The sequence below is a fragment of the Actinoplanes sp. 13 genome (genome assembly GCF_056134165.1).
This window is the reverse complement of sequence record NZ_JBVYOQ010000003.1, coordinates 542,153-567,388: the sequence shown is the minus strand read 5'-3', so window position 1 is coordinate 567,388 and position 25,236 is coordinate 542,153. Positions and strand designations below refer to the sequence as shown.

The following is a 25,236-nucleotide window of genomic DNA, read 5'->3' as shown; positions in this document are numbered from 1 at the left end:
CGCTCAGAGGCCGGTGACGATCACGTTCAGCGAGCGGGGCCGGCCGGCCGGCGCGGGCGACTCCTCGACGGTGAACTTGAGGTCGCGCAGGGCGGTGACCAGCTCGTCGATCGACGTGGGGGCGGCCGTGTCCGCGGCCAGGGCGCGGACCAGCCGGCCCTTGGTGGCCTTGTTGAAGTGGCTCACCACGGACCGCCTGGCCACCCCGTCGACCACCCGCTCGTGCAGGACCCGCAGCGTCGCTGCGTGGGCGCCGGCGGGCGGAGACCACATCGCGGCGTACGCGCCGGAGCGCAGGTCCAGCACCGGCGCTCCGGCGGTGGCCGCGTCCAGCGCCGGGCGCAGCGCCTTCTTCCAGTACGCGGTGAGGCCGCCCACCGGCGCCGGCAGCGTGACGCCGACCGGGCAGCGGTACGCGGGGATGCGGTCGGCGAGGCGTACCACGCCCCACAGGCCGGAGAAGACCACGGCGGTACGGTCCAGCCACTCCCGGGCCGCGGCGTCCAGGGTGTCCGGGCCGAGCGCCTCGTAGAGGACCCCGGTGTAGACCTCGGCGGCGGGCGCGGCCGGTGCTTCCGGGAGAGCGGCGTTGCGCGCGATCTCGGCGCGCTGGCCGGCGCTGAGCCCGAGCGTGGCGAGCGAGTCGTTGATCGACCGCTCACTGGTGCGGCGGCAGAGCGCCACCAGGCGATTCAGCACCCGGGTCCGGGCGGTGGCCAGCTTGGGCAGCCAGAGGCTCGCCGGGTCAACGGGGTCGCCGGCGACGGCCGGGGTCTTACCCTCGGACGGAGGGAGCAGGATGAGCACCCGGCGAGATTAACCTCGGGGACTCCCCGCCCGGTCCGGGAGGGGCCGGCCGTGCTTCTGCCCCCAGCGCGTCTTCGGCGTCACCCGAGGGTTCGATCGGGTCACTCCTGGATACGATCCGGCACAGGTCCACGCTCCCGAGGAGGCCCTCGATGTCTGTCCACCCCCGCGCCGGCCGGCCCGCCGGACCCGACGACCTGATCGACGTGCCCAAGGTCGTCTCGCGCTACTACACCGAGCACCCGGACCCGGAACAGGCCGGGCAGCGGGTCGCGTTCGGCACCTCCGGACACCGGGGCTCCAGCCTGCGCTCGGCTTTCAACGAGGACCACATCGCCGCGACCAGCCAGGCGATCGTCGAGTACCGGCGCGAGCAGGGCACGACCGGCCCGCTCTTCCTGGTCCGGGACACCCACGCGCTCAGCGAGCCGGCAATGATCACCGCGCTGGAGGTGTTCGCCGCCAACGACGTCACCGTGCTGATCGACAGCCGGGACGGCTACACGCCGACGCCCGCGCTGTCGCACGCGATCCTGACCTTCAACCGGTCGTCGGCCGCCAAGGCGGACGGCGTGGTGGTCACCCCCTCGCACAACCCGCCGGACGACGGCGGTTTCAAGTACAACCCGCCGAACGGCGGCCCGGCCGACACCGACGCCACCAAGTGGATCCAGGACCGGGCCAACGCGCTGATCGCCGGCGGTCTCAAGGACGTGCGGCGGGTGAGCGCGGCGCGGGCGCGGGAGTCGGCGACGGTCTCCGGGTACGACTACCTGGCGACGTACGTGGACGACCTGCCCTCGGTGATCGACATCGAGGCGATCAGGCGAGCCGGGGTGCGGATCGGCGCCGACCCGCTGGGCGGGGCGAGCGTCGCGTACTGGGGTGCGATCGCCGAGCGGCACGGGCTGGACCTCACCGTGGTCAACCCGGCTGTGGACCCGCGCTTCGGGTTCATGACGCTGGACTGGGACGGGAAGATCCGGATGGACTGCTCGTCGCCGTACGCGATGGCCTCGCTGATCGAGCAGAAGGACCGCTTCCAGATCGCCACCGGCAACGACGCCGACGCCGACCGGCACGGCATCGTCACGCCCGACGGCGGCCTGATGAACCCGAACCACTACCTGGCGGTGGCGATCGGCTACCTGTTCCGGGCCCGCACCGACTGGCCGGCGGGCGCCGGGATCGGCAAGACGCTGGTCTCCTCCTCGATGATCGACCGGGTGGCCGCCGATCTCGGCCGCCGCCTCGACGAGGTGCCGGTCGGCTTCAAGTGGTTCGTGCCGGGCCTGCTGGACGCCTCGGTCGGCTTCGGCGGCGAGGAGAGCGCCGGCGCCTCGTTCCTGCGCCGTGACGGCAGCGCCTGGAGCACCGACAAGGACGGCCTGCTGCTGAACCTGCTGGCCTCCGAGATCCTGGCGACCACGCAGAAGACCCCGAGCGAGCACTACCGGGAGCTGACCGCCCGGTTCGGCGAGCCGGCGTACGCGCGGATCGACGCGCCGGCCACCCGCGAGCAGAAGGCCGTCCTCGGCAAGCTCTCGCCGGAGCAGGTCACCGCCAAGGAGCTGGCCGGTGAGCGGATCACCGCGGTGCTGACCAACGCGCCCGCCAACAACGCGGCGATCGGCGGTCTCAAGGTCGTGACCGAGTCCGGCTGGTTCGCCGCCCGCCCGTCCGGCACCGAGGACGTTTACAAGGTCTACGCCGAGTCCTTCCACGGCCCGGACCACCTGGCCCGGATCCAGGAGGAGGCCCGCGCCGTGGTCTCGGCGGCCCTCGGGAGCTGACCGGGGTTTATCTCAGGTTCCGTTCGGTTCCGCCGACTGGTATCCCGCAAGGGAATCCCCTCTCTGGCGAGGAGCCGTACGAACCCGATGAGCACACCCGAGACCGCCGGTTCCCGGCATCGAGCCGGCGGGCTCACGCCCGTGGTGGTGGCTGTCGCAGCCACCGCCGCGGTGCTGGTGTGGCTGCTGGTCGATCCGTCGGTGCTGCGGATCGGGTTTCTCGGCGGCCCGGTCGCGATGGCCGCCGGGGTGTTCGCCTGCCAGCGGCTCGCCCGCCAGGTGCAGCTGCCCCGGCCGGTGCGCTACTTCTGGCGGCACCTGGAGCGTGCCGCCATCTGCCTGCTGGTGGCCTCGGTGATGTCGGTCGTCGGGGCCAACAACAACACCGGCCTGTCGCTGACGGTCGCGGTGCCGGTGCTGGCCGGCGTGCTGCTGCTGATGTTCACGTTCCTGACGCTGCCGAGCCCGAAGCGCACCGGCACCGCCTGGATCCGCGCGTTCCTCGACGGCGCCACCGTGGCGGTCGCCAGCGCTCTGGTCTTCTGGTACGTGGTGCTCGACATGGCCCCCGAGGGCACCTCGCTGACGGCTCGCGCCGCGGCGGCCGTGGTCGGGGTCGGCGGGACGCTGCTGCTGGTGGTGATCGGCAAGGCGGCGGCCCGGCCGGAGACGATGGTCCACCCGGCGGCGCTGCGGGTGCTCAGCCTCGCGCCGCTGTGCGCGATCATCGGCACGATCCAGCTGATCGCCGGCGGGGACTTCGCCCGGCTGGCGCTGTCCGTGCTGGTGATGCCGATCGTCGCTGTGGCGATGGCGGTCGCCGCGTTGCTGCAGCGGCGGGCTCTGAGCGCGGACGAGCACGTCGCGGCCGCCGAGCTGACCCACCGATCGCTGTTCAACCTGCTGCCGTTCCTCGCCGTCACCGCGACCGCCGCCCTGGTGGTCAGCGTCAGCTCCCAGGAGATGACCACCAAGCAGCGCACCGTGATCATCGGGGCGGTGCTGATCGCCGGCTTCGTGGTGGCCCGGCAGCTGCTCAGCCTCCGGGAGAACACCGTCGCGCTGCGCGGCATCCGCGACCAGCAGGCCGAGCTGGAGCGGATGGCGCTCAGCGACTCCCTGACCGGCCTGCCCAACCGTGCCCGGTTCGGTGCGGTGCTGGCCGAGCGGATCGCCGCCCACCAGCCGGCCAGCGTGATGCTGATCGACGTCGACGACTTCAAAATGATCAACGACACGCTCGGCCCGTCCGCCGGCGACCAGCTGCTGTTCCAGGTCGCCCAGCGGCTGCGGGACCGGTGCGAGGCCGGCGAGGTGCCGGCCCGGCTCGGCGGCGACGAGTTCGCGGTCCTGCTGCCGGTCGACGACGCGGAGGCGGCCGAGGCGGCCTGCGCGCGGCTGCTGCTCACCCTCGCCGACCCGTTCCGGGTGGCCGACCAGATGCTGCTGGTGCACGCCAGCGCGGGCCTCGCACTGGCCGGGACGGGGGAGATCGCCGACGAGGTGATGCGCAACGCCGACATCGCGATGTACGCGGCCAAGGGGTCCGGCAAGGCGTCCTGGGTCCGGTTCGAGCCGCGGATGCGGCAGGACATGGTCAACCACGCCCGGCTCGCCAGTGAGCTGCAGAACGGCATCATCCGCGGCGAGCTGCGGTTGCTGTACCAGCCGGTGTTCGACCTGGTCACCGGCCGGTTGCACGGCGCCGAGGCGCTGGTGCGCTGGCAGCACCCGAGCCGCGGCTTCGTCTCGCCGGGCGAGTTCATCCCGGTGGCCGAGCGGTCCGGCCTGATCGTGCCGCTCGGCGCCTGGGTGCTGCGCGAGGCGTGCACCCAGCTGGCCCGGTGGCGCCGGGAACACCCCAACGCCATCGAGGCGATCAACGTGAACGTGGCGGTCCGGCAGCTGCGCGAGGCCGGCTTCGTGGACGAGGTCGCCGGGGTGCTCAGCGACACCGGGCTGCTGCCGACCGACCTGATCATCGAGATCACCGAGTCGTCGGTGGTCGACGGCTGGCAGGTTCGGGAGACCCTCCAGGCGCTGCACGAGATGGGCGTCCGGCTGGCGCTGGACGACTTCGGCACCGGCCAGTCGTCGCTCAGCCTGCTGCGTGCCTTCCCGGTCGACGTCCTCAAGCTGGACAAGTCGTTCGTCGACGGCATCGCCGACGGTGAGGACCGCGGCCGTCTCGCGGTGGCCGCCGCCGTCGCCCAGCTGGCCGAGCACCTTCAGCTCAAGGCGGTCGCCGAGGGCATCGAGAGCCAGGAGCAGGTGGATCGGCTGCGGGACATGGGATATCGGTACGGCCAGGGCTTCTACATGGCCAAGCCGCTGCCCGCCGACGAGTGCGGCGCCCTGATGGCCGCCGACCCGGTCCGCGCCGCCTGACCGCACCGTGTGAACTTCCGGCTCGATTCGCACCTCAACTTCACACGCAGGTTCCGTTCGCGCGGCTTGTGGGGCCGCTCAGAGTGTGTGAAGTTGCGGCTCGATTCGCACCCCAACTTCACACACGGGTAAAGGGGTGGACCTTGAGGGTGGTTGAGGTCGTACGGTGGTCGGCATGTCCGTCATCCGGGGGAACGTTCGCACCTTCTATCGCCTGCTCGCCAACACCCTGCTGGTGTCGGTCATCAACTTCACGGTCTGGTTCGCCGTCACTTTTTGGGTCTACCTGCAGACCCGCTCGGTGTTCGCGACCGGCGTCATCTCCGGCATCTTTCTGGTCCTGACCGCGCTGACCGGCATCTGGTTCGGCAGCCTCGTCGACGGGCACCGCAAGAAGGTCGCGTTGCAGGGGTCGGCGCTGGCGTCGCTGCTGCTCTACGTGGCGGCGTTCGCGCTCCAGCTGGCGGTGCCGGCCGAGGAGTTCAAGGACCCGGCGAGCGTCCAGCTCTGGGGGTTCATCCTGCTGCTGATGTTCGGTGTGATCGCCGGCAACATCCGCACCATCGCGCTGCCCACCCTGGTCACGCTGCTGATCGAGGAGGGGACCCGGGACCGGGCGAACGGCCTGGTCGGCACGGTCTCCGGAGCCACCTTCCTGGTCACCTCGGTGATCAGCGGGGTGCTGGTGGCGTTCGACGGGATGCGGTCGGTGCTGATCCTGGCCCTGGTGGTGCTCGGGGCGGCGCTGGTGCATCTGAGTTTCGTGACCATCCCGGAGCGGGAGGTGGTGCACACCGAGGACGGCGTGGGCAAGGGCGGCGTCGACCTGCGCGGCACGATCCGGATCGTCGCCGGGGTGCCGGGCCTGACCGCGCTGATCCTGTTCAGCACGTTCAACAACTTCCTCGGCGGGGTGTTCATGGCCCTCGCCGACGCGTACGGGCTGTCGCTGGTCTCGGTCCAGGCGTGGGGTCTGCTGTGGGGCGTGGTCAGCACCGGGTTCATCATCGGCGGGATCGCGGTGTCGCGGACCGGGCTGGGCAGCAAGCCGGTCCGGCTGCTCCTCTTGATCAACATGGTGCTGTGGACGATCATCGTGATCTTCCCGCTCTGGGCGTCGATCATCCCGTTCGCGATCGGCATGATGATCTACATGGTGCTGGTGCCCTACGCGGAGGCCACCGAGCAGACGATCCTGCAGCGGGTGGTGCCGTACGAGCGGCAGGGCCGGGTGTTCGGGCTGGCGCAGAGCGCGGAGCAGGCGGCGTCGCCGTTGACCGCGTTCCTGATCTCGCCGATCGCCCAGTTCGTGTTCATCCCGTTCATGACTGACGGCGCGGGGGCGCGGATCCTGGGCCCGTGGTTCGGCACCGGCGCCGACCGGGGACTCGGGCTGGTGTTCGTCATCACCGGCGTGATCGGGGTGATCGCCACGGGGCTCGCCCTGCTGAGCGCGCCCTACCGCCGTCTGAGCAAGCGACTGGCCGAGCAGCCGGTGCAGGAGCCGCCGGTGGACGGGCAGGAACAACCGGCACAGGAACAGCCTGCGCAGGAACCGCCGGTGGACGAGGACGCGCCGACCGGCAAGGTGCCCTCGTCGCTGACGCCGTTGGGCAAGGAGCCGGCGGTGGACGGGTCGTGAGGGTGACCGGCCGCTTCAGCCCGGCGGCCGCGCCGCGGCCCGGACCCGGCAGTGAGGCCGCGGGGTAGCCCCGGGACCTGTCATGGGCGTACCGAACAGGGGTTGAAGAAAGGGCCGTCCGCCGTGAGAGGCGGACGGCCCGGTGTCGCAGGAAGATCAGGCGTCGACCTCGGACCGGTCGTCGGTCGCCCAGAGGGTGTGGAACGAACCCTCCTTGTCGACGCGGCGGTAGGTGTGGGCGCCGAAGAAGTCGCGCTGACCCTGGATCAGCGCGGCCGGCAGGCGCTCCGCGCGCAGGCCGTCGTAATAGGCCAGCGCCGACGTGAAGCCCGGCGCGGGGATGCCGTGCTGGGTGGCGGTGACGACCACCCGGCGCCAGGCGTCCTGCGCGCCGCTGACCGCGTCCAGGAAGTACTGGTCGACGAGCAGGTTCGGCAGCGCCGGGTTCTTGTCGAACGCCTGCTTGATGAAGTCGAGGAACTTGGCCCGGATGATGCAGCCGGCCCGCCAGATCTTGGCCATCGCGCCGGGGTCGATGTCCCAGCCGTACTCCGCGCTGGCCGCCTGGATCTGCTGGAAGCCCTGCGCGTACGCCACGATCTTGGAGGCGAACAGAGCCTGCTCGACGTCGGCGCGCAGGTCGCCGGTGTGGGCGGGCGCGGCGGAGGGGCCGGGCAGCCCGGCGTCGGCGGCGGCCTTGCGCACGTCGGCGCCGCCGGACAGCGCGCGGGCGAAGACCGACTCGGCGATGCCGGAGACCGGGACGCCCAGGTCGAGGGCGGCCTGCACGGTCCAGCGGCCGGTGCCCTTCTGCTCGGCCTGGTCGACCACGACGTCGACGAACGGCTTGCCGGTGCCGGCGTCGACCTGCTTGAGCACCTCGGCGGTGATCTCGATGAGGTACGACCCGAGGCGACCCTCGTTCCAGCCCCGGAAGATGTCGGCGATCTCGGCGGGGGCGTGCCCGCCGACCTGGCGAAGCAGGTCGTAGGCCTCGGCGATGAGCTGCATGTCGGCGTACTCGATGCCGTTGTGCACCATCTTCACGAAGTGGCCGGCGCCGTCCGGGCCGACGTGCACGCAGCACGGCTCGCCGTCCACCTTCGCCGCGATGTCCTCCAGCAGCGGGCCGAGCGCCTCGTAGGACTCCTTCGGGCCGCCGGGCATGATGCTGGGGCCGTGCAGCGCGCCCTCCTCGCCACCGGAGACGCCGGCGCCGACGAAGTGCAGGCCCTTCGCCTTGAGCGCGGCTTCCCGCCGGCGGGTGTCCGCGAAGTGCGCGTTGCCCGCGTCGATGAGCATGTCGCCCTCTTCGAGCAGCGGGGCGAACTCGTCGATCACGGCGTCGGTGGCCGGGCCGGCCTTCACCATGATGACGACGCGGCGCGGGCGCTCCAGGCTGGCCACGAACTGTTCCGCGGTCTCGGCGGGCAGGAACGTGCCCTCGTGGCCGAACTCCTCGACGAGGTCCTTGGTGCGGCCGTAGGACCGGTTGTGCAACGCCACGGTGTGCCCGTGCCGAGCGAAGTTGCGAGCCAGATTGCGGCCCATCACCGCCAGGCCGGTGACACCGATCTGCGCCTTCTGCGACATGCGTAGTCCTTCCTCGTTGCCCTGCGCATATTTCTACGGGAAACGCGGCCCCGGAGTTCGATCACGTCCACGTGGTGAACACGCGGCGGTCCGCCCCAGCCTGCCACGTGCTGGAGATCCGCGCGGCGGTACGCTTCCTGCCATGCCGACCGGAACCGCCTCCATCGCGGGGTCGTGCTGATCATGCGACGTGGCGAGATCTGGACCATCGGCGACCGCGCCGACCTGCGGTACCGCGTCCTCGTGCTCTCCGCCGACAGCTACAACGAACGGGACAACGCCTCGCCGATCTGCGCGCCCATCGTGCGCCAGCGGGGGGTCACCGAACTTCCGCCGTACGCGGTCGCCCTCACCGAGCAGGACCCGATCACCGGCGTCGTGGTGGTCAACCGGATGCGGCGCCTGCCGGCGTCGACCGGCGCCGAACGGATCGGCATGGTGACCGGCTCGAGCATGGCGCGGCTCACCGAGGCGATGCGCGACCTCTTCGAACTTTGATCCGTCGCGTTCCTTCGATGATCGGCGTCGTCGATCCGGTGAAAGTAGGACGCCCGACCGGGTGACCTGCGCGACCTGACACCGCAGGCCGGGCGGGTGGCCGGATGAACGGGGGATGTCGGCCCGTGGCGCGCTGGCGTAAGCAGGAGTCCACACACGTGGAGGTCGCCGGTGGGACGTCAGGCATATGCGCGGGCATTGAGCAGCCTGCGTCCCGGCGCGGGTCTCGACTCGCCGGACGCGGCACGGGCCACAGTCGACCGTGCGGTCGGGTTGCTCGCCGGCCGGGCCCGCTGCCGCCTGTCCGAGGCGCACCGGCGGCTGCTGCGGATGGCCGCCGAGCAGAACCGCGACGTGGCTGACGTGGCCGCCCGGCTGATCCGGCTGCTGGACCGCGCCGACGGCCCCGCCGAGACACTGCCGCGCCTGGTGGAGTCCGCGCTGTCCCATCCGGACCCGGCCGGCCCGTCCCCGGCGCTCACCAGGGCCGAGACGTCCGGGCGCCGCTTCACCCCGTGGCTGGCGACCGTCCAGGGTGTCCTGGACGCGCTGCCCGGCATGGCCGGCTACCTCACGCCGATCCGGGACGACGACGGCCGCCTGATCGACCTGCGCTGGGCGGCCGCCAGCCCGGGCGCGCTCACCCCGGACGGCCGGCGCGGCACCCAGCTGATCGGGCAGACCGTCAGCGCCCACTACCCGCAGGTGCTCGGCGAGGAGCGCTGGCAGACCTATCAGCGGGTCCTCGACACCGGTGAGCCCGCGGACCTCGGGCCGCTGCGCTCGGGCGGGGGCGACTTCGTGATCCGGGCCCGGCCGCTCGGCCCCGGCCTGCTGTTCAGCTGGGAACGCCGCGACGACCCGAACCGGGAAAGCGGACGCCTCGACGGGATGGAGCAGCTAGGCAACCTCGGCTGGGGGGAGTGGGACCTGGTCAGCGGGGAGATCTACTGGTCACCCCAGGTGTACCGGATCTACGAGCGGGACCCGGCGCTCGGCCCGCTGTCGCAGGAGGAGGCCGAGCAGCTGCGCGTGGCCGACGACCAGCCGCTGCGGGCCGCCGCGATCGAGGCGTTCGGCCGCGCCGAGCGGGTCGACATCGTGACCCGGATCCGCGTCAACGGGCGGATCAAGCATCTGCGCACGGTCGCCGACGCGATCCGGGACGCCGAGGGGCGTCCGCTGCGGATCTACGGGATCGTGCAGGACGTCACCGAGCAGCAGGCCGGCGCGGAGCGGCTGGCCGAGGTGGAGCACCAGCTGGACGAGCAGCGGCGCAGCCTGGCCGCCGAACACGCCCTGGCGGCCCGGCTGCAGCGCATCATCCTGCCCATCCCGGACGAGCCGATCGAGTTGCCCGGCCTGAAGGCGGCGATCCGCTACCTACCGGCCGGCGACGAGGCGATGGTGGGCGGCGACTGGTACCACGCCGCCGCCCTCCAGGACGGTTCGGTGCTGCTGGCGGTCGGTGACGTCGCCGGGCACGGCACCCAGGCGGCCACCACGATGGCGCAGCTGCGCCACGCGCTGCGGGCACTGACCACGCTGACCAGCGACCCCGGCATGCTGCTGTCCCACCTCAACCGGCTGATGTGCGAGCTGGAACGGGAGACACCGGAGCTGGCCGCCACCGCGGTGATCGCCCGGTTCGACCCGCGCCGCCGCGAACTGGTGTGGGCGCAGGCGGGCCACCCACCCCCACTGCTCAGCCGGGCCGGCCGCACGACGGCACTGACCCGCCCGTCCGGGCCGATGCTGGGTGTGCTCGACGACGCCCGCTATGCGGCCGCGGTGACCACCTTCCGCCCCGGCGACCTGCTGCTCCTCTACACCGACGGCCTGGTGGAGCACCGGCGGCGGAGCATGGACGTGGGCCTGGACGCGGTGATCGCCACAGTCGACGACGCGGTGCGGGCGGCCCCGCAGCAACCACTGGCCGAGCTGTTGGGCCGGTTGCGGCGCTCGAACCCCGACGACGACACCTGCATCCTGGCGGCCCGCCCACTGGAGACCTGCCCGCGCCCCGCACCGACCGGGATGGCGTCGCCTCACGACACCGCGACGTCGTCGAACCACACCGTCCCGGTGTTGTCACCACACTTGAGGTGCAGCTGAACCCCCGCAGCCCCCGCCGGGGCCACCGTCTCCACGACAAGTTTCGTCCAACTCGAGTTCCCGGCCGGCAGGCGATTGGACGAGTTCTGGCTGATCCACGCCCCGTTCGCGTCGAACCAGCTCAACGCGATCTCGGTGACTCCCGTCGCGGCAACTCCACGGGCGTACGCCTCCGCCCGCCACCGGTACCCCGGCTGAACCGGCGTGATCGGCGACGTCACCAGCGACGGCAGGCCACTGCTGGTCCGGGCCGTGCCGGCGAACCGCGCCGACTGCGCGCCGGTGCGCGGCGACTCGGCGGTGATCACCGCGGCGCCGGCCTGCGGCAGGAACTGCCGCCACGGCGAGTCGATCGCGGCGGCTTCGAAGCTGAGGTTGAGGATGCTGTTCGGTGTGGCCCCGGTCGTCCACGCCGGGCCGACCACGGACGCGCCGAATTTCGGGGTGGCGTCGGTGCGGTACAGGCCGTACTTGTACTGCGCGGGCTGGGTGGATACCGCGGAGTTCGCCGGGATGGCGCCGGGGGCGAAGTCGTTGAGGATCCACGGCGCCACCGATCCGACGCCCGCCTCCCGCGCGGCGCGGAATACCCGGGCCAGATAGGCGCCCTGTTCGCCGTCGGTGGCCGCGTGGGTGCTGAGCCCGGTCTCGCCGATCACCACCAGGTCGGGGGCGACGGCGGCCTGGGCGCGGCGGATCTCGGCGAGGGACCGCTCCGAGGAGCCGTAGAAGTGGAAGTCGTAGTAGTCCAGCGGCGTGCCGGCCAGCTGTGATCTCAGGCTCGCCATCCCGGTGGCGCCGGTGCCGGCGTCGACCGACAGGGTGAGCGGCATGGCCGGGGCGGTGGCGCGGACCGCGGGGATGAGCTGACGGACCCAGGCGACCGCGGCGGCGTCTCCCGGCGGGAACTCGTTCTTCAGCTCGACGGCGATCACGCGGGGGTCGTTCGCGTACGGCGTCAGCAGGCTCTGGGCCCAGGCGAGACTGTTGGCCGTGTCGGCATAGCTGGACCACCAGTCGAAGAGCGTCAGTTTGACGCTGAGGCCGCGGGCGTCGGCGATGCCGACGAATTGACCGAGCTTCTGCGTGTACGCGAGTGTCGGCGCCGGATAGCCGAAGGTCTGCGGGAACACGATGACCCGGACGTTGTCCGCGCCGAGGGCCGCGGCCCGGGCCAGGTCGGCGTCGATGCGCACCGGATCGAAGCCGGTCCACATCGCTGTCCAGCCCGCGTTCGACGGGTAGTAGTTGATCGTCTTCGCGGTGCGGACCTCGGTCATCCGGTCGGCCAGGGTGGGCGCCGCGTGTGCGGGGGAGGCCGGCAGCACCGTGCTGAGCAGCACGGCGCCGGCCAGGACGGCGGCACGGAAACAGGCGGCAGGGCGCATGGGGGGCCTTCCACTTCTCCGGGCGTTCAAGCCGGAAGGGAGCCTCGTCCGGTGGCGGATCGTCGTTGAGATGCCGGGCTGGTCGCGGCGAGGCCTCTATCGACGACGGTAAGTGTCGTCCGGCCGGTCGGCAATGACTGCGGCGTGCCAGGAGGGTGCACGGCCCCTCGGGGCAGAGCGGAAACTCAGGTGCGTGGCGCCCCGGTCGCGTCGTAGAACTGCGGCATGACCGCTCAGCTCTTCGCGCTCTGCATCGCCGCGCACCGGCCGGAACAGCTTGCTCGATTCTGGTCCACGGTCCTGGGGCGGGCCGGCCTCTCGTCTGGGACCAGGACGAGGAGACCGCGATCCAGTCGCCGCGCGGCGGCCCGAAGATCACCTGGGGTGGCCCGCCGCTGATGCCGCGCGCCGCGCCCGGGGCGGTCGTGCTGGCCGATCCCGACGGCAACGAGTTCCATGTGCTGGCGCCTCGCTGACCGGCCGGCGCGAGGCTCTATGCTCGCTCCCGTGCTTCCCACGATGATCTTCGAGCGGCGTGTGCTGGCCGCGGTCCTGGCACTCCCGGTTCTGGCGCTCACCGCGTGCAGTTCGCCGGCCGCGGCTCCCTCGGCGGCGCCGGCCGCCTCGGCCGGGGACGCGCCGGGCGCCGGGGCCGAGCCGGCGGCGAAGGGCATCCGGATCGGCGGGGCGGGGAGCGCCTGCGAACTGCCGGTGGAGTTCGACGCGGCGGCGGACTGGACGGCGAAGGCCGTCACCGTGAAGGCGGACGACCCGCTCGCCGCCCTGGCCCGCCGCGGTCCCGCCACGATGGCCTGCGAGATCGACGCGAAGCCGGCCGGCAACCTCGGCTTCCTGCGGGTCTGGACCGCCGAGGGCGCGGACGCCCGAAAGGTGCTGGAGCAGTACGTGGGCGGCAAGGCGCTGCAACCCGCCTACACCGACGCGCAGGCCGGCGTGGTCGAGGTCGCCTACGAGGTGAACAGTGAGCTCGGCGAGGGCACCGAGAAGGAGCGGGCGTTCGCCGTCGACACCACCGGCGGGGCCACCGTGATCGTGTCGCTGGACAGCTTCGACAACGACGAGCACGAAGCCATGCTGCCCGCGTACGAGCTGGCTAAGAGCACCCTGACGGTGCGGTGACGTGATGCAGCCCTCCGTCTCGTGTGTCTTCGTGTGTCACGACGGCTCCGGCCGCATCCTGCTCGCACGGCGGTCGGCCGCCGCCCGGGACGAGCCGGGCGCCTGGGACTGCGGTGCGGGCGCCCTGGAGTTCGGGGAGACGTTCGAGGAGGCGGTGACCCGGGAGGTCGGCGAGGAGTACGCGACGGCGCCCCTGGAGATCACCCAGCTCGGCGTGCGCAACGTGCTGCGTTCGTCGCCGCCCTCGCACTGGGTGGCGATCGTGTTCGCGGTGCGGGTGGACCCGGCGACGGCCCGCATCGGCGAGCCGCACAAGTTCGACGAGCTGGGCTGGTTCCGGCCGGACGAGCTGCCGGCGCCGCTGCACTCGCAGCTGCCCGCGACGCTGGCGCTGGTCAGCCCTGTCAGCCCTCGATGAACTGGTAATCGCCGACGATCCGCCCGTCGGCGCCGAGCACCAGGACCTCCAGCCCGACGCCGGCCGCCGGGCCGCCTTCGGCCGGCACCATCTCCCAGCGGAACTTGACCACGTCCCGGAGCCGGTCGGCGTCGCCGCGCGAGCGGAACACGAACGTGCCCGGGGCGACGAACTCGTCGTACGCGCGTTTGACCCGCGCTTCCAAGGCGTCGTGGCCGCGCGCCTCCAGGACGAGATGATCGAAGCCCAGCCCTTCCGCGGCCTTGCGCATCTCCTGCGGTGGCTGCAGGACGTGGACGCCGTCCGGCGCCCAGAGCCGGCGGACGGCGTCGCGGCGGCGTTCGGCGTCGGGCTCGCCCCAGACGGCGACGTAACGGTCGGTCAGCGCGGTCAGGTCGGTGTCGGCCATGATGATCCTTCGTCTCGGGACGGTCGTTGCGGTCCTGACTGTGCTGGGCCCCGCGGGACGCGGCAATTCCCCGCAGGGAATCGCGGAGCGGCGCCGTACCCGGTACACAGGACGGGTGATCAGCGATCCGGCCGGCGGAGACATCGCGGGGGCGTTGCGAGGGTGGCGCACCCGGCGGCGTGTCAGCCAGCTGGAGCTGGCGGCGCGGGCCGGCACCACGCAGCGGCACGTGAGCTTCGTCGAGAGCGGCCGGTCGGCGCCGGGCCGGTCGCTGATCATCCGGCTGGCCGAGTCGCTGGAGGTGCCGATCCGCGAGCGCAACGAGCTGCTGTTGGCGGCCGGTTTCGCGCCCGCCTATCCGCACAGCGACCTGGGCGCACCGCAGCTGGCCGCGGTCCGGGCCGCGCTGGACCGGGTGCTGCACGGCCATCTGCCGTACCCGGCTGTGATCGTGGATCGGCACGGCGACCTGGTCTCGGCGAATGCCGGCTTCCACATGATCACTCGCGGGGTCGACCCTGACCTGCTCAGCCCGCCGGTGTGCGTCCCGCGGGTCCTGCTGCACCCGCGAGGCCTCGCGCCGCGCATCGTCAACCTGAGTGAGTGGGCGTGGCACATCATCAACCGTGTCGAGGCCGAGAGCCGGCGCAATCCGAGCGACCGGCTCCGGGGCCTCGCCGGGGAGCTCGCCGCTCTGGTGCCGCCGCGTCCCCGGCAGGTCGCGCCGCACCATCTCGGCTTCGCGGTGCCGTTGCACCTGCGCACCGGTGGGCCGGACGACCGGGAGCTGCGGCTGATCACCACGCTCACCCACTTCGGGACCGCCACCGACGTCACGATCGCCGAGCTGCGGCTGGAGGCGTTCCTGCCGGCCGACGAGGCGACGAGTGCCGCGCTGACGGAGCTCGTCACGTGGTAGCACCACAAAGTCAGACGTATGGGGTAAATGCCACCGGGTACCGCTAACGCATGATCCGGTACGGGGACGAGGTGGCGTCCATCGCCCGGCCGCTGCGCGACGCCGGCGACCTGGAGATCCTTCTCGACAGGGCAGCCGGCGCGCGAGTCGTCATGATCGGCGAGGCCACCCACGGCACGCACGAGTTCTACGCCTGGCGCGCCGCGCTCACCCGGCGGCTGATCGCCGAGCGGGGCTTCGACTTCGTCGCCGTGGAAGGCGACTGGCCGGACTGCGAGCGGGTGAACGCTGCCGTCCGGGGCGCCGCCGACCCGCGGGAGGCCCTGGTCCGGTACGACCGCTGGCCCACCTGGATGTGGGCGAACGAGGAGACCGTCGACTTCACCCGCTGGCTGCACGACCACAACCGCGGGCGGAGCCGGCCCGCCGGGTTCCACGGGCTCGACGTGTACTCGCTGTGGGAATCGATGCGGGAGATCCTGACCTGGCTGCGCGAGCACGACCCGGACCTGGTGCCGGCCGCGCTGGACGCCTACCGGTGCTTCGAGCCGTACGCCGAGGACCCGAACGCCTACGGGTGGGCCACCCAGTTCGTCCCCGCCGCCTGCGAGGACAAGGTGATCAGCATGCTCGCCGAGGTGCGCGACCGCGACTTCGGCGTGTGGCAGAACGCGGAGGTGGTGGCCGGTGCGGAGGCCTACTACCGGACCATGGTGCACGGCGGCCCGGAGGCCTGGAACATCCGCGACCGGCACATGGACCAGACCCTGGACCGGCTGCTCGACCGATACGGCTCGGACTCGAAAGGGGTCGTCTGGGCGCACAACACCCATGTGGGCGACGCCCGTGCGACTGACCAGGCCGACTACGGAGAGGTGACCCTCGGTCAGTTGGCCCGCGAGCGGTACGGCGACGACGAGGTGCTGCTGGTGGGTTTCGGGACGTACCGCGGCAGCGTGGTCGCCGGCCCGTCCTGGGGTGCGCCGATGGAAGCCATGATCGTGCCGCCGGCCCGCGCCGGCTCGCTCGAGGAGATCCTCCACTTCACCGCGCCGCCGTGCGCGCTGATGGTCCTGCCGCCCGGCCCGGACGGCCCTGACCTGCTCACCACCGTCCTTCCGCACCGTGCGATCGGGGTCGTCTACCGGCCGGAACGGGAGCGTTGGGCCAACTACGTGCCGAGTGTCGTGGGGCAGCGGTACGACGCCTTCCTCTGGTTCGACGAGAGCCACGCGGTCCGGCCGGTGCACACCCTGCGGGTCGACACCCGGGAGCCGGAGACATTCCCGAGCGGCGTGTAGATAAAGGGGCGCTTAAAAGGATCTTCTTATTGCCGCAAACGGTGAGTACACATCGGATTCGTGGCCACGTAGTTGTGTACCTGGATACGGATACGCGCGGCGTGGGATCAGTTCTAGGCTTGGCCTCCACCGATGACCGAATCGGATCGAAGGCCAAAAGGGGTGCCATGAAAACGATCTCGAGGCTGCTGCTCGCCGTGCTGCTGACCGTGGCCGGTACAGTGGCCGCCACCAGCAGCGCGGCCGGCGCCGCGTCACTACCGGGCCATGTGCTGACCAACACGGCCGCTTCCCTTCCCGCCCAGTTGTCCACGCTGGCCACGGGGCGGCGTGTGCAATACCTGACGACCAACCTCAATGGTGGTCTGATCCCCGCGACCGGGCTGATCCTCACGCCACGCACGAACAAGAAAAACAAGATCGTCGCTTGGGGACACGGCACCACCGGGCTCGCCGACCAGTGCACGCCGTCGACGAATCAGACCTATTTCTGGGAGGAGGCCCGGCTCGCCGTCGCCGAGCTGCTGAGCCGCGGCTGGACCGTGGCGGCGCCCGATTACCCCGGCCTCGGCACCGCGCTGCCCCACCCCTATCTGATCGGGGAGAGCGAGGGCCGGTCGATCATCGACAGCGTCAAGGCGGCCCGCAACCTCGACGCGGCACTGTCCACGTCGTACGCCGTGGACGGCCACTCCCAGGGTGGTCAGGGCGCCCTGTTCGCCAGCCAGCTGGCGCCGAGTTACGACGGGAACCTGGTCCTCAAGGGCACCGCCAGCATCGCCCCGCTCTCGAACGCCGACTATCTCGCGCCGTTCATCCCCGGCACCGCCGCCCAGGGTTACCTGGTGATGGCCCTCTACGGCATCCAGGCCGTCGAGCCCGGCTTCGTGCCGCAGCTCGCGCTCGCCACACCGGCCCGCACCCGGACGGCCGTCCTGCAGACCGGCTGCCTCTATCAGATCCTCGACGCCTACGACGACCTCACCGCGGCGCAGCTCTTCCCCGGCGGCACCGTGCCCGCCTCGGTCATCAACTACCTCCGCAAGTACGCCAACCCCGGGCAGACCTCACCGAGCGCCCCGGTGCTGATCGTGCACGGCACCGCTGACGAGGCCGTCCCGTACTTCCTCTCCGCCGACCTGCTGGTCCCGCAGCTCGAGGCGGATTACGACATCCCGGTCACCTTCGAGACCATCGAGGGCGCCAACCACGACGGGGCGGTGATCCAGTCGGTCGATCTGGTCGCCGACTGGATCGAGGCACGCCTCGCCTGAGACCCCACCACCCGTGACCCGGCGGCGATCCCGCCGGGTCACGGCCTGGTCGCGACGATCAGGTAGATCCGGGTGGTGATCTCGGGCGGGTCCGGCAGGATCGTCGCCAGCTCGTCCTTCAGCGCCGGGACGCCCTCGGCCGGCACCCGGCTCACCACGTTGCGACCCGCATGCGACCAGACCCAGGCCAGGAAGTGGTCCAGGTCCCGGAACTCGCTGCGCACGGCCAGCTCCTCGACGCGCGTGCCGGCGAAACCGGCCTCCTCCGCCGCCGCCCGCATCCGGTCGGCGTCCTGGAACATCTCGGCCAGCACCGGCTGCGGCGGCGGGTCGATCGCGTGCCGCGCCGTCGCCTGCATGGCCGCGCGATAGCGGGGATCCATCCGGGCGAAGGCGCTGAAGGCCAGCGTCCCGCCCGGCCGCAAGATCTTGTGGTACGCGCGGAGCGCGGCACCCGGATCCGGCAGGAAGAACAACAGCAGCCCCGCCGTGATCACGTCGAAGCTCCCGTCCGGGAACCCCGGCTCCTGCGCGTCGCCGACCCGCACGTCGACCTGGGGCAGTCCCTCGGCCTCCCCAGCGGTCAGGCGCACCATGCCCGGCGCCAGATCGATTCCGGTCACCCGCCCGTCCGGCCCGGCCGCCCGCGCCGCCGGGAAGAGCACCGCCCCCCGCCCGCACCCCACGTCCAGCACCCGGTCCCCGGCCCGGATCCCGGCGGCCGCCGCGAGCGCCTCACCCATCGGCGCGGCGAACGCCACACCCACCCGGTCGTACTCCGAAGCCGCCTCGTCGAAAACATCGATCGGTCTGCTCACCGCCCCAGCCTCCCAGACGGCCGCCACCGTCCCGACCACCCAGCCCGGCTCGCAACGCGCGCACCCCACTGGTGCGTGTGAAGTTGCGGTTCGGATCGCACCCCAACTTCACACGCTGGTTGGGGGGTGAGCGTGTGAAGTTGCGGTTCGGATCGCGCCCGAACTTCACACACTGGTTGGGGGCGTCCACGGTTCCTGTCTCGGCCGGCTCTCAAGGGCCGACGACCGCTCGTCGGCTGAGCGTGTGCCCGGCGGGAGCGCTCAGAAGGCGTAGCGGACGCGCAGGTACGGGGTGCGCTCGGCGATCAGGTCGGTGAGCGCCCGCACGTAGCCGCCCTTCTCGCCGGTGCGGTAACGGACGTTGAGGTCGCCGTTCTGGGACCGTTTCACCTGCTGCAGGTCGGGCCGCCAGAGCAGGTCCTCGGCGCGCGGGTGCCAGCCCAGGTTGACCTCGTGCAGGTCACGGTTGTGGGTCAGGAAGATGACCTCGGCGGCGAGCTGTTTCTTCGCCTCCGCGCCGATGCCGGCGTCCAACTGGTCGAGCAGCTCGGACCAGTCGGCGAGCCAGCCGTCGCGGACCACCACCGGGCTGAGGTTGACGTGTACCTCGTACCCGGCCGCCACGAAGTCGTCGATCGCCGCGATCCGTTCCGCGATGCCGCTGGTGCGGATGTCCAGGACCTTCGCGTCGGCGGCCGGCATCAGCGAGAACCGGATCCGGGTGCGCCCGCGCGGATCCCAGTCGAGCAGGTCCCGGTTGACATATTTGGTGGCGAAGCTGGCCTTGGCGGTCGGCAGCCCGCCGAAGAGCGTGACGAGATCCCGGACGTTGTCGCTGACCAGCGCGTCCACCGAGCAGTCCGAGTTCTCGCCGATGTCGTAGACCCAATCCACCGGATCACAGTGGTTCGGCTCCGGCTTGCTGCCCTGCCGGGCGACGTGCCCGCTGAGGTACGACGAGATGCGCTCGATGTTGGCGAACACGGTGATCGGGTTGCTGTATCCCTTGTGGCGCGGGACGTAACAGTAGGCGCAGGCCATCGCGCACCCGTTGGAGGTGGACGGGGCGATGAAGTCCGCCGACCGCCCGTTGGGCCGCGCGGTGAGCGTCTTCTTCACGCCGACGACCAGGGCCTCCTGCTTGATCCGGACCCACCGGCGCACGTTCGTCTCGTCGCCGTGCACCTCCGGGATCCGCTGATGGCTCGCCACCTCGACGATCGTGGCGTCCGGCCAGCGGTCCAGGATCTCCCGTCCGCGCGGCAGCTCGGCCGCCGCCGGCTCGAGATAGATGCGCCGGATGTCCAGAAGTTCCCCCACGCCTCGATTGTGCCTCAGAGCAGCGCGTTCGACCGCGCCACGATGATCGGCGAGGGCGTGTCCTGCGGCACCCGGCCCCGGCGGAGCGCGCGTGCCGCAGCAGGTTTCAGCCGTTCCAGACGCTCGGCGGGTGCTCGTCGACCGGCAGCCACAGCGACGGCTGATCGACGTCCGGCCGGCGCAGCTGCACCACCGGAAGCGGAGAGCGCTGGTAGAAGTCGATCGCCGCGCCGAAGAAGCGGTCGTACCAGCTGTCGTGCACCGGGGCCAGGGTCAGCTCCCGATCCCCGTCGACGCCGGTCAGCCTGAGGCCGGGGGTCAGCACCAGGCCGTCCCGGATCAGGTCGCCGACGTTGTTCACGACGGTCATCGCCTCCTGCTGCGGTACGCCGAGCAGGCAGACCTCGACACTGCCGAAGCTGTGCCACAGGCCGATCGAGTACGCCCAGTCGGGCATGGTGGTGCCGAAGACGCCGGTGACACCCCAGCCGTACTCGCGGACCATCCGGGCGTTGCGGCGTTCCCGGGCCGGCCACGACGCCTCCGCGGACCGCCACCAGCGCTTCGGGGTGCCGTCACCCTCGCAGATCAGGCAGTGGCATTCACGATCGGGCACCGGGAGATCGTACGGTGATAATTCATTTGCCTTGATTCCGGGCGGCCCGTGAGCATGCGGCTGTGGAGATCAAGGTGCGCCGCTATGCCGACGACGACTGGGACGCGATCGCGCGTATCCATGACGCCGCCCGCCTCGACGAGCTTCGCGGCTCGGCCGGCGTGGAGGCGTTCCTGACGCTCGCCGAGACCGCCGAGGGCGAAGGCCTGTTCGACGGAAAGCTGTGGGTGGCCGAGGCGGACGGCGAGGTGGCGGGGTTCGTCGCGCTCGACGACGACGAGGTGACCTGGCTCTACGTGGACCCGGGGCGCTATCGGCGGGGCGTCGGGCGGGCGCTGCTGCGCCACGCGGTGGCCGCCGCCGGGCCGCGGGTGGAGGTTACCGTGCTCGACGGAAACCCGGCCGCGCTGGCGCTGTATCTGAGCGAGGGCTTCACGGTCACCGAGACCCGGACCGGGCCGCTGGTCGGCAATGAGCGGTTCACCGCAACCGGCCACATCATGCACCGCGGCTCCTGATCAGGGTCAGCGGCGCCGCGCCGGTTGGTCTACGGTCGGCGGATGACTGGGACCTCACGCGAGACCGTGGAGCGGTTGTTGGCAGCCGGCCGTGCGGGCGACATCGAGGCTTTCGTGGAGCTGATGGCGCCGGAGGGTTACCTCGAGTGGCCGTTCCGGCCGCCGGGCGTGCCGCCGCGGTTCCAGGGGCGCGCGGAGATCCGCCGGCACCTGATCCAGGCGGATGGCCTGGTCCGGATCTCCGAACACCGTGACGTCGAGGTGCACGAGACCACCGATCCCGAGGTGGTCATCGTGGAATACCAGGCGGTCGGGACGGTGTCGTCCGGCAAGCCGTTCGAGCAGACGGTGATCGCGGTGTTCCGGGTGCGGGACGGGCAGGTCCTGTCCTGCCGCGACTACATCAACCCGCTGCCGCTGATGGAGGCGCTGGCCTAGCTGCCCCATCAGCCAGGGGTCTTGCCTCCGGCGGACCCCCGACACCAGCCGGCGCCCAGAGCTGCCCGAACGCGCTCAGAACAGCCCTACGAGCAAGCCCGGTCCGGGTGGCTGCCTGTCACGGTCCGGTGTGGATCAGCGCCGCCCACAGGTCCGGCCGGTCCGGGTGCTCGCGCCGCACCCGGTCGACGGCCCGGTCCAGTGCGTACGCCGCCCGGTCCGCGTCCAGCCCGTCCGCGCCCGCCAGGGCCGCATAGACGTCGTCCGCCACCTGGGCCGCTGTCCGGTCGGAGACTGCCCACTGGCTGCCGATCACGTGCCGGAAACCGGCCAGCTGCAGCGCCGCGGTCAGGTGGATGGCTTCGTCCGGGAGGTCCCGCCCGCCGGCCGCGGTGCGGCACGCGGACAGATAGGCGAGGTCGCCGCCGCGGGCGTGGGCGGCCAGGTCGAGCACGCTGAGCCGGCCGTCGGACAGGCGCAACGCGCCCGCGCTGGGCCGGTCGAAGTCCTGTTCGCCGTGGCAGGCGAAGTGCGCCCAGTTGTTGCCCTCCAGGGCCGCCAGCACCGCCGAGACCGTCGCGCTGCGCCCCGTCAGCACCCGCAGGCCGGGCACGTGCGAGCTGACCGCCCGCAACTCGTCGCTGACCGCCGGCAGTTGCGCCTGCCCGGGCAGCGTGCCCACCCCCACCGCGAACGCCCGGACCGGCCTGGGCGCCACCGAGTCGGCCGGGACCGGCCCGGAAACAGCCGGCGCGGCCGGGACCGGCCCGGAAACAGCCGGTGCGGCCGGGACCGGCCCGGAAACAGCCGGCCCGGCCCGGGCGCGCAGCAGCGCCGACAACGACGAGGTGTAGGACGACACGCACCGCGCCGCCACCGACGGCCGGCGTTTCTCGGCCAGCGGCGCGGCCGCCCCGAAACGGCCCGCCGCGTGCAGCGGCAGCATCGTCAACGGGCCGGTCGGGCACCACCACACGCGGTGCCGCCGGTCCGCTCCGGCGATCTCGTCGAGCGCCGTGCAGACCGGCTCGGCGACGGTGTCCCACAGCCAGCGCTGGATCGACACCAGCGTGTGGCGGAGCGCGGCGCCGGCCACCGCCCCGCCACCGCGCTCCACCTCGCGCTGGGCGGTGAGCAGCGCGGACGCCCGGCGCTGCGCCGCTTCGCCGGACAGCCAGGGGAGGGGCACCGGTCGTACCCCCTCGGTGGTGACGATCAGCGCGAAACTGAGCGCATCCGTCGCGCTCACCAGGACCACCGCCCCGCCGGTCGCCGCTGCCCGCAGGGCGGCGAACGACGGCGGGCTCAGGAAGTCCGCCAGGCCGGGCCGCCGGCGCGCCTCGGCCACCAGTTCCTCCCAGCGCTCGGCCAGCCGGCGGCGGTAGCCGGCGTCCGCGAGGTCGGCCCCGGCGGGCGCGCCCACCCCGGTGGTGAGCAGTTCGCGGCCGATCTCCCAGATCTGCCGGCCGCCCGGGTCGGCGGGCAACAGGGTGAGCGACACCTCGGTGCCGTCCAGCTGCCGGCGGACCGCGTCGAGCTCGTCGGCGAGCGCGGGATCGGCGGCGGCCAGCACGGAGAAGTCGCTGCGGGTCTGCAGGGCCTGCGACCAGAGCACCTGGCGGCCCTGTTCGAGGAGTTCCACCGCGCGTTCCGGCTGGTCGGCGGCGAGCGCGCAGCCGGCCGCCTCACTCGCCATGCCCGCCACCGCGGCCAGCCGTTTCTCCTGCACCGCGCGGTCCAGGCCGCGCCAGGCCAGCAGCGGCAGCAGGCCGACCGCGGTGGTGTACGCCTCGAGCGCCCGCCCGGCGTCACCGGCGTCGGCGGCGGCCCGCCCCCAGTTCCGGGCCGCTGACATCCGGATCTCGATCTGCCCGACGCGGGAGCCGGACGCCGACCGCCACATGCCGATCGCGGCGTCCAGGTCGGCCGGGTCCCGGTCGAGCAGGTAACGCACCCGCAGCGCCTGGCCGAGCACGTTGAGGGCGCGGGCCCGTTCCGGGTTGCCGGGCGACAGTTCGGCCAGCGCGGCCTTGCCGATCTCCACAGCCTGGCGTACGCCGTCCGGGTGGCTGCTCAGCCGGGCCTGGACCAGCACCACGTTGGCCAGGTTGGCGAGATGCCCGGCCCGCAGCGTGCCGCTGCTCGGCGTGTCGACCGCCTCCCGGGCCCGGCGGACGGCCTCGTCCATGTGGCCCGCCGAGTCGCCCTCGAGCGACTGGAGGAACAGCAACATCGCGTGGTTGGCCAGCAGCTGCGCGCGCATCGTGTCGCCGGCCGGCAGCTTCGCGACCAGCTCACGGCTGGTCTGGATCGCCTCGCGCAGGTCCTCCGGTGTGCCGTCGCCGCGGATCCATCGCTGCAGCAGCGCGAAGACGAGCGCGCTGCCCAGGGCGATCCGGTCGATGTGCCGCCGGGGCACCCCTTCCAGGGCGGTCCGGCAGTGGTCGACGGCCTCGTCGATGTCGGCCCGGTCACCGGTGCGCCCGTACCGTGAGGTGAGGCAGATGGCGAGGGCCTGCCGGGAGGCGGCGACGTGGCCGGGGTCGGGGGACCGCGCGATGATCCGGCCGATCCGCACCGCGGCGTCGATGTCGGCGAGCCGGCCGAACCTCTCGAACCCGAGCCGGTACGCGTTGACGCACCGGGACAGGACGTCCGGGTCGGCGGTGACGGCGACCGCCGCGGCCGCGTGCTCCCTCGCCGTCGACAGGTCCGCGGGCCGGCGTTCCATCTCGTAGCGGACGCTCAGCACCCAGGAGAGCTGGGCATGCGCGTACGCCCACATCGGATCGTCGGGCGTGGCCCGCGCCAGCGCGCCGGAGGCCGAGGCGATCGCGGCCTCGACACGCGCGAGCGATCCGGAGGCCCGGCCCCGTTGCAACGTCACGGTGGAGAGGGAGAGGAGCGCGTCCACCCGGGACGGATCGTCGGTCAACAGCCGCCGGAGCAGGTCTTCCGCCTCGGCCAGCGGCGCTTCGTCGCCCCCGCGGTCGAACGCGGCGAGCAGCTGGTCCACCAACTCGGCCGGATCGGGAGGCATCGGTTCAGTACATTCGAGGGCAGCCGAGCCGTCAACCATCGAAACGACGGGAGTGTCCTGAGTGGAGGACCGTCGCCTGCTGGCGTCGCTCTGCGCGGCGCTGCCCACCCTGCGGGAGCGCGCCGATGCCGGGCTCTGGTCCGACGAGCTGGAGGAGATGCTCGCCGACCTGGCCGCCGGGGAGCCGGTGGCCGCGGTGTGCAAACGCCTGGGCCTGCTGACCGAGGAGGACGCCAAGCGCACCGTGGAGCCCGGGGCGGTGCCGCCCGGTGGTGTTCAGGGCGCCCACCTCGACGGCCTCGGGCCGGTCGTCCTGAACGGCGACTACCGCTGCCCGGGCAACCGGTGCGGGCGCCGGGCGTACCGCGACGATCGGGGCCGGGTCCCGGTCTGCGGGCTCGCCGAGGCGCCGATGACGTTCCGGTCCGGGTCATGATCGAGGTACTGCTGGGGGAGATCGGGCGACGGCTGCCCGACCGCTGGCTGACCCGCGCGCTCGGCCCGGGCCTGCTGTGGTGCGCGGTGGCGGCGTTCGCGGTGCTGCCGGGCCGCGCCACGGTGGGGGACGTGGGCGGCGCCGTGCTGGCGCTGGCGCGGACGATCGACAGCTTCAAGGACCGGCTCAGCCTGGCCGTGCTCTGCGCGCTGCTGCTGCTCACGGTGGCGGTGCTCGTCGCGGTCACCGCCCAGGCGCTCGGCGCGACGGCCCGTTTCGTCTGGCTGGGCCGCTGGCCGGGCCCGGCCGCCCGGCTCGCCGGCGCGCTGGCCCGCCGGCGCCGTGGCGCCGCCGAGCGCCGCCTC

Annotated in this window: 21 protein-coding genes and 1 pseudogene; 14 read left to right on the top strand and 8 right to left on the bottom strand. The window is 72.2% G+C overall.

What is annotated here, in order from left to right:
- Positions 1-3 precede the first annotated feature (3 nt).
- Positions 4-807, bottom strand: a complete 804-nt coding sequence (gene yaaA, locus AC0NH5_RS10355) for a peroxide stress protein YaaA (protein ID WP_474402349.1) — start codon at positions 805-807, stop codon at positions 4-6.
- 152 nt (positions 808-959) lie between these two features.
- Here yaaA and pgm point away from each other — a divergent pair, with 152 nt between their 5' ends.
- From pgm to AC0NH5_RS10340, 3 genes are all read left to right on the top strand, one after another.
- Positions 960-2,600, top strand: coding sequence for a phosphoglucomutase (alpha-D-glucose-1,6-bisphosphate-dependent) (gene pgm / locus AC0NH5_RS10350; protein WP_474402346.1), 1,641 nt, complete (start codon positions 960-962; stop codon positions 2,598-2,600).
- 87 nt (positions 2,601-2,687) lie between these two features.
- Entirely contained in the window at positions 2,688-4,988 is a 2,301-nt protein-coding gene (locus AC0NH5_RS10345; protein WP_474402344.1) for a putative bifunctional diguanylate cyclase/phosphodiesterase, read from the top strand.
- 175 nt (positions 4,989-5,163) lie between these two features.
- Positions 5,164-6,630, top strand: coding sequence for an MFS transporter (locus AC0NH5_RS10340; RefSeq protein ID WP_474402343.1), 1,467 nt, complete (start codon positions 5,164-5,166; stop codon positions 6,628-6,630).
- A gap of 156 nt (positions 6,631-6,786) precedes the next feature.
- Here AC0NH5_RS10340 and gndA read toward each other — a convergent pair whose 3' ends face one another.
- Positions 6,787-8,223 (bottom strand): NADP-dependent phosphogluconate dehydrogenase, encoded by a 1,437-nt coding sequence (gndA, locus tag AC0NH5_RS10335; protein ID WP_474402341.1) that lies wholly within the window; start codon positions 8,221-8,223, stop codon positions 6,787-6,789.
- Between the two features lie 183 nt (positions 8,224-8,406).
- Here gndA and AC0NH5_RS10330 point away from each other — a divergent pair, with 183 nt between their 5' ends.
- Both AC0NH5_RS10330 and AC0NH5_RS10325 read left to right on the top strand, forming a co-directional pair.
- The gene (locus AC0NH5_RS10330) at positions 8,407-8,721 is read left to right on the top strand and encodes a type II toxin-antitoxin system PemK/MazF family toxin (protein ID WP_474402391.1); all 315 of its coding nucleotides are present in this window, start codon (positions 8,407-8,409) and stop codon (positions 8,719-8,721) included.
- Between the two features lie 171 nt (positions 8,722-8,892).
- Complete coding sequence (locus AC0NH5_RS10325; RefSeq protein ID WP_474402339.1) at positions 8,893-10,836, top strand: SpoIIE family protein phosphatase; 1,944 nt, start codon at positions 8,893-8,895, stop codon at positions 10,834-10,836.
- On the opposite strand, the gene AC0NH5_RS10320 is transcribed toward AC0NH5_RS10325, so the two are convergent.
- Positions 10,770-12,224, bottom strand: a complete 1,455-nt coding sequence (locus AC0NH5_RS10320) for a glycoside hydrolase 5 family protein (protein WP_474402337.1) — start codon at positions 12,222-12,224, stop codon at positions 10,770-10,772. The genes AC0NH5_RS10325 and AC0NH5_RS10320 overlap by 67 nt on opposite strands.
- 308 nt (positions 12,225-12,532) lie before the next feature.
- Here AC0NH5_RS10320 and AC0NH5_RS10315 point away from each other — a divergent pair.
- The 3 genes and pseudogenes from AC0NH5_RS10315 to AC0NH5_RS10305 all read left to right on the top strand — a co-directional run.
- A pseudogene (locus AC0NH5_RS10315) lies at positions 12,533-12,700 on the top strand (VOC family protein); the annotation flags it as partial.
- A gap of 31 nt (positions 12,701-12,731) precedes the next feature.
- Positions 12,732-13,364, top strand: a complete 633-nt coding sequence (locus AC0NH5_RS10310; protein WP_474402336.1) for a lipoprotein — start codon at positions 12,732-12,734, stop codon at positions 13,362-13,364.
- A 4-nt stretch (positions 13,365-13,368) separates the two neighbouring features.
- Positions 13,369-13,782 (top strand): NUDIX domain-containing protein, encoded by a 414-nt coding sequence (locus tag AC0NH5_RS10305; RefSeq protein ID WP_474402390.1) that lies wholly within the window; start codon positions 13,369-13,371, stop codon positions 13,780-13,782.
- On the opposite strand, the gene AC0NH5_RS10300 is transcribed toward AC0NH5_RS10305, so the two are convergent.
- Entirely contained in the window at positions 13,769-14,191 is a 423-nt protein-coding gene (locus AC0NH5_RS10300; protein WP_474402335.1) for a hypothetical protein, read from the bottom strand. The genes AC0NH5_RS10305 and AC0NH5_RS10300 overlap by 14 nt on opposite strands.
- Here AC0NH5_RS10300 and AC0NH5_RS10295 point away from each other — a divergent pair.
- From AC0NH5_RS10295 to AC0NH5_RS10285, 3 genes are all read left to right on the top strand, one after another.
- A complete protein-coding gene (locus AC0NH5_RS10295; protein ID WP_474402333.1) occupies positions 14,190-15,110 on the top strand; it encodes a helix-turn-helix domain-containing protein in 921 nt (306 codons plus the stop codon). The two genes, AC0NH5_RS10300 and AC0NH5_RS10295, sit on opposite strands and share 2 nt — an antisense overlap.
- 50 nt (positions 15,111-15,160) lie before the next feature.
- Positions 15,161-16,411, top strand: coding sequence for an erythromycin esterase family protein (locus AC0NH5_RS10290; protein ID WP_474402331.1), 1,251 nt, complete (start codon positions 15,161-15,163; stop codon positions 16,409-16,411).
- A 167-nt stretch (positions 16,412-16,578) separates the two neighbouring features.
- A complete protein-coding gene (locus tag AC0NH5_RS10285; RefSeq protein WP_474402329.1) occupies positions 16,579-17,685 on the top strand; it encodes an alpha/beta fold hydrolase in 1,107 nt (368 codons plus the stop codon).
- 38 nt (positions 17,686-17,723) lie between these two features.
- On the opposite strand, the gene AC0NH5_RS10280 is transcribed toward AC0NH5_RS10285, so the two are convergent.
- The 3 genes from AC0NH5_RS10280 to AC0NH5_RS10270 form a co-directional block, all read right to left on the bottom strand.
- Positions 17,724-18,503 (bottom strand): class I SAM-dependent methyltransferase, encoded by a 780-nt coding sequence (locus tag AC0NH5_RS10280; protein ID WP_474402327.1) that lies wholly within the window; start codon positions 18,501-18,503, stop codon positions 17,724-17,726.
- Positions 18,504-18,764: 261 nt separating this feature from the next.
- Entirely contained in the window at positions 18,765-19,823 is a 1,059-nt protein-coding gene (locus AC0NH5_RS10275) for a spore photoproduct lyase family protein (RefSeq protein WP_474402325.1), read from the bottom strand.
- Positions 19,824-19,929: 106 nt separating this feature from the next.
- Positions 19,930-20,439 (bottom strand): DUF4262 domain-containing protein, encoded by a 510-nt coding sequence (locus AC0NH5_RS10270; protein WP_474402323.1) that lies wholly within the window; start codon positions 20,437-20,439, stop codon positions 19,930-19,932.
- A gap of 62 nt (positions 20,440-20,501) precedes the next feature.
- Between AC0NH5_RS10270 and AC0NH5_RS10265 the strand changes: the two genes are divergently transcribed.
- Positions 20,502-20,957, top strand: coding sequence for an N-acetyltransferase family protein (locus AC0NH5_RS10265; RefSeq protein WP_474402321.1), 456 nt, complete (start codon positions 20,502-20,504; stop codon positions 20,955-20,957).
- A 42-nt stretch (positions 20,958-20,999) separates the two neighbouring features.
- A complete protein-coding gene (locus AC0NH5_RS10260; protein WP_474402320.1) occupies positions 21,000-21,395 on the top strand; it encodes a nuclear transport factor 2 family protein in 396 nt (131 codons plus the stop codon).
- Positions 21,396-21,513: 118 nt separating this feature from the next.
- Here the strand turns inward: AC0NH5_RS10260 and AC0NH5_RS10255 are convergent, their stop codons facing one another.
- Positions 21,514-24,435: a CHAT domain-containing protein gene (locus AC0NH5_RS10255; protein WP_474402319.1), complete on the bottom strand. Its 2,922-nt coding sequence runs from the start codon at positions 24,433-24,435 to the stop codon at positions 21,514-21,516.
- 61 nt (positions 24,436-24,496) lie between these two features.
- Here AC0NH5_RS10255 and AC0NH5_RS10250 point away from each other — a divergent pair, with 61 nt between their 5' ends.
- Positions 24,497-24,871, top strand: coding sequence for a hypothetical protein (locus tag AC0NH5_RS10250; protein ID WP_474402318.1), 375 nt, complete (start codon positions 24,497-24,499; stop codon positions 24,869-24,871).
- Positions 24,872-25,236: the final 365 nt, after the last annotated feature.

Coding starts and splice junctions, on each gene's coding strand:
- AC0NH5_RS10285 (WP_474402329.1), top strand. CDS start 16,579: ATGAAAACGATCTCGAGGCTGCTGCTCGCCGTGCTGCTGACCGTGGCC.
- AC0NH5_RS10320 (WP_474402337.1), bottom strand. CDS start 12,224: ATGCGCCCTGCCGCCTGTTTCCGTGCCGCCGTCCTGGCCGGCGCCGTG.
- AC0NH5_RS10255 (WP_474402319.1), bottom strand. CDS start 24,435: ATGCCTCCCGATCCGGCCGAGTTGGTGGACCAGCTGCTCGCCGCGTTC.
- AC0NH5_RS10330 (WP_474402391.1), top strand. CDS start 8,407: ATGCGACGTGGCGAGATCTGGACCATCGGCGACCGCGCCGACCTGCGG.
- AC0NH5_RS10290 (WP_474402331.1), top strand. CDS start 15,161: ATGATCCGGTACGGGGACGAGGTGGCGTCCATCGCCCGGCCGCTGCGC.
- pgm (WP_474402346.1), top strand. CDS start 960: ATGTCTGTCCACCCCCGCGCCGGCCGGCCCGCCGGACCCGACGACCTG.
- AC0NH5_RS10260 (WP_474402320.1), top strand. CDS start 21,000: ATGACTGGGACCTCACGCGAGACCGTGGAGCGGTTGTTGGCAGCCGGC.
- AC0NH5_RS10305 (WP_474402390.1), top strand. CDS start 13,369: ATGCAGCCCTCCGTCTCGTGTGTCTTCGTGTGTCACGACGGCTCCGGC.
- AC0NH5_RS10295 (WP_474402333.1), top strand. CDS start 14,190: ATGATGATCCTTCGTCTCGGGACGGTCGTTGCGGTCCTGACTGTGCTG.
- AC0NH5_RS10340 (WP_474402343.1), top strand. CDS start 5,164: ATGTCCGTCATCCGGGGGAACGTTCGCACCTTCTATCGCCTGCTCGCC.
- AC0NH5_RS10300 (WP_474402335.1), bottom strand. CDS start 14,191: ATGGCCGACACCGACCTGACCGCGCTGACCGACCGTTACGTCGCCGTC.
- gndA (WP_474402341.1), bottom strand. CDS start 8,223: ATGTCGCAGAAGGCGCAGATCGGTGTCACCGGCCTGGCGGTGATGGGC.
- AC0NH5_RS10345 (WP_474402344.1), top strand. CDS start 2,688: ATGAGCACACCCGAGACCGCCGGTTCCCGGCATCGAGCCGGCGGGCTC.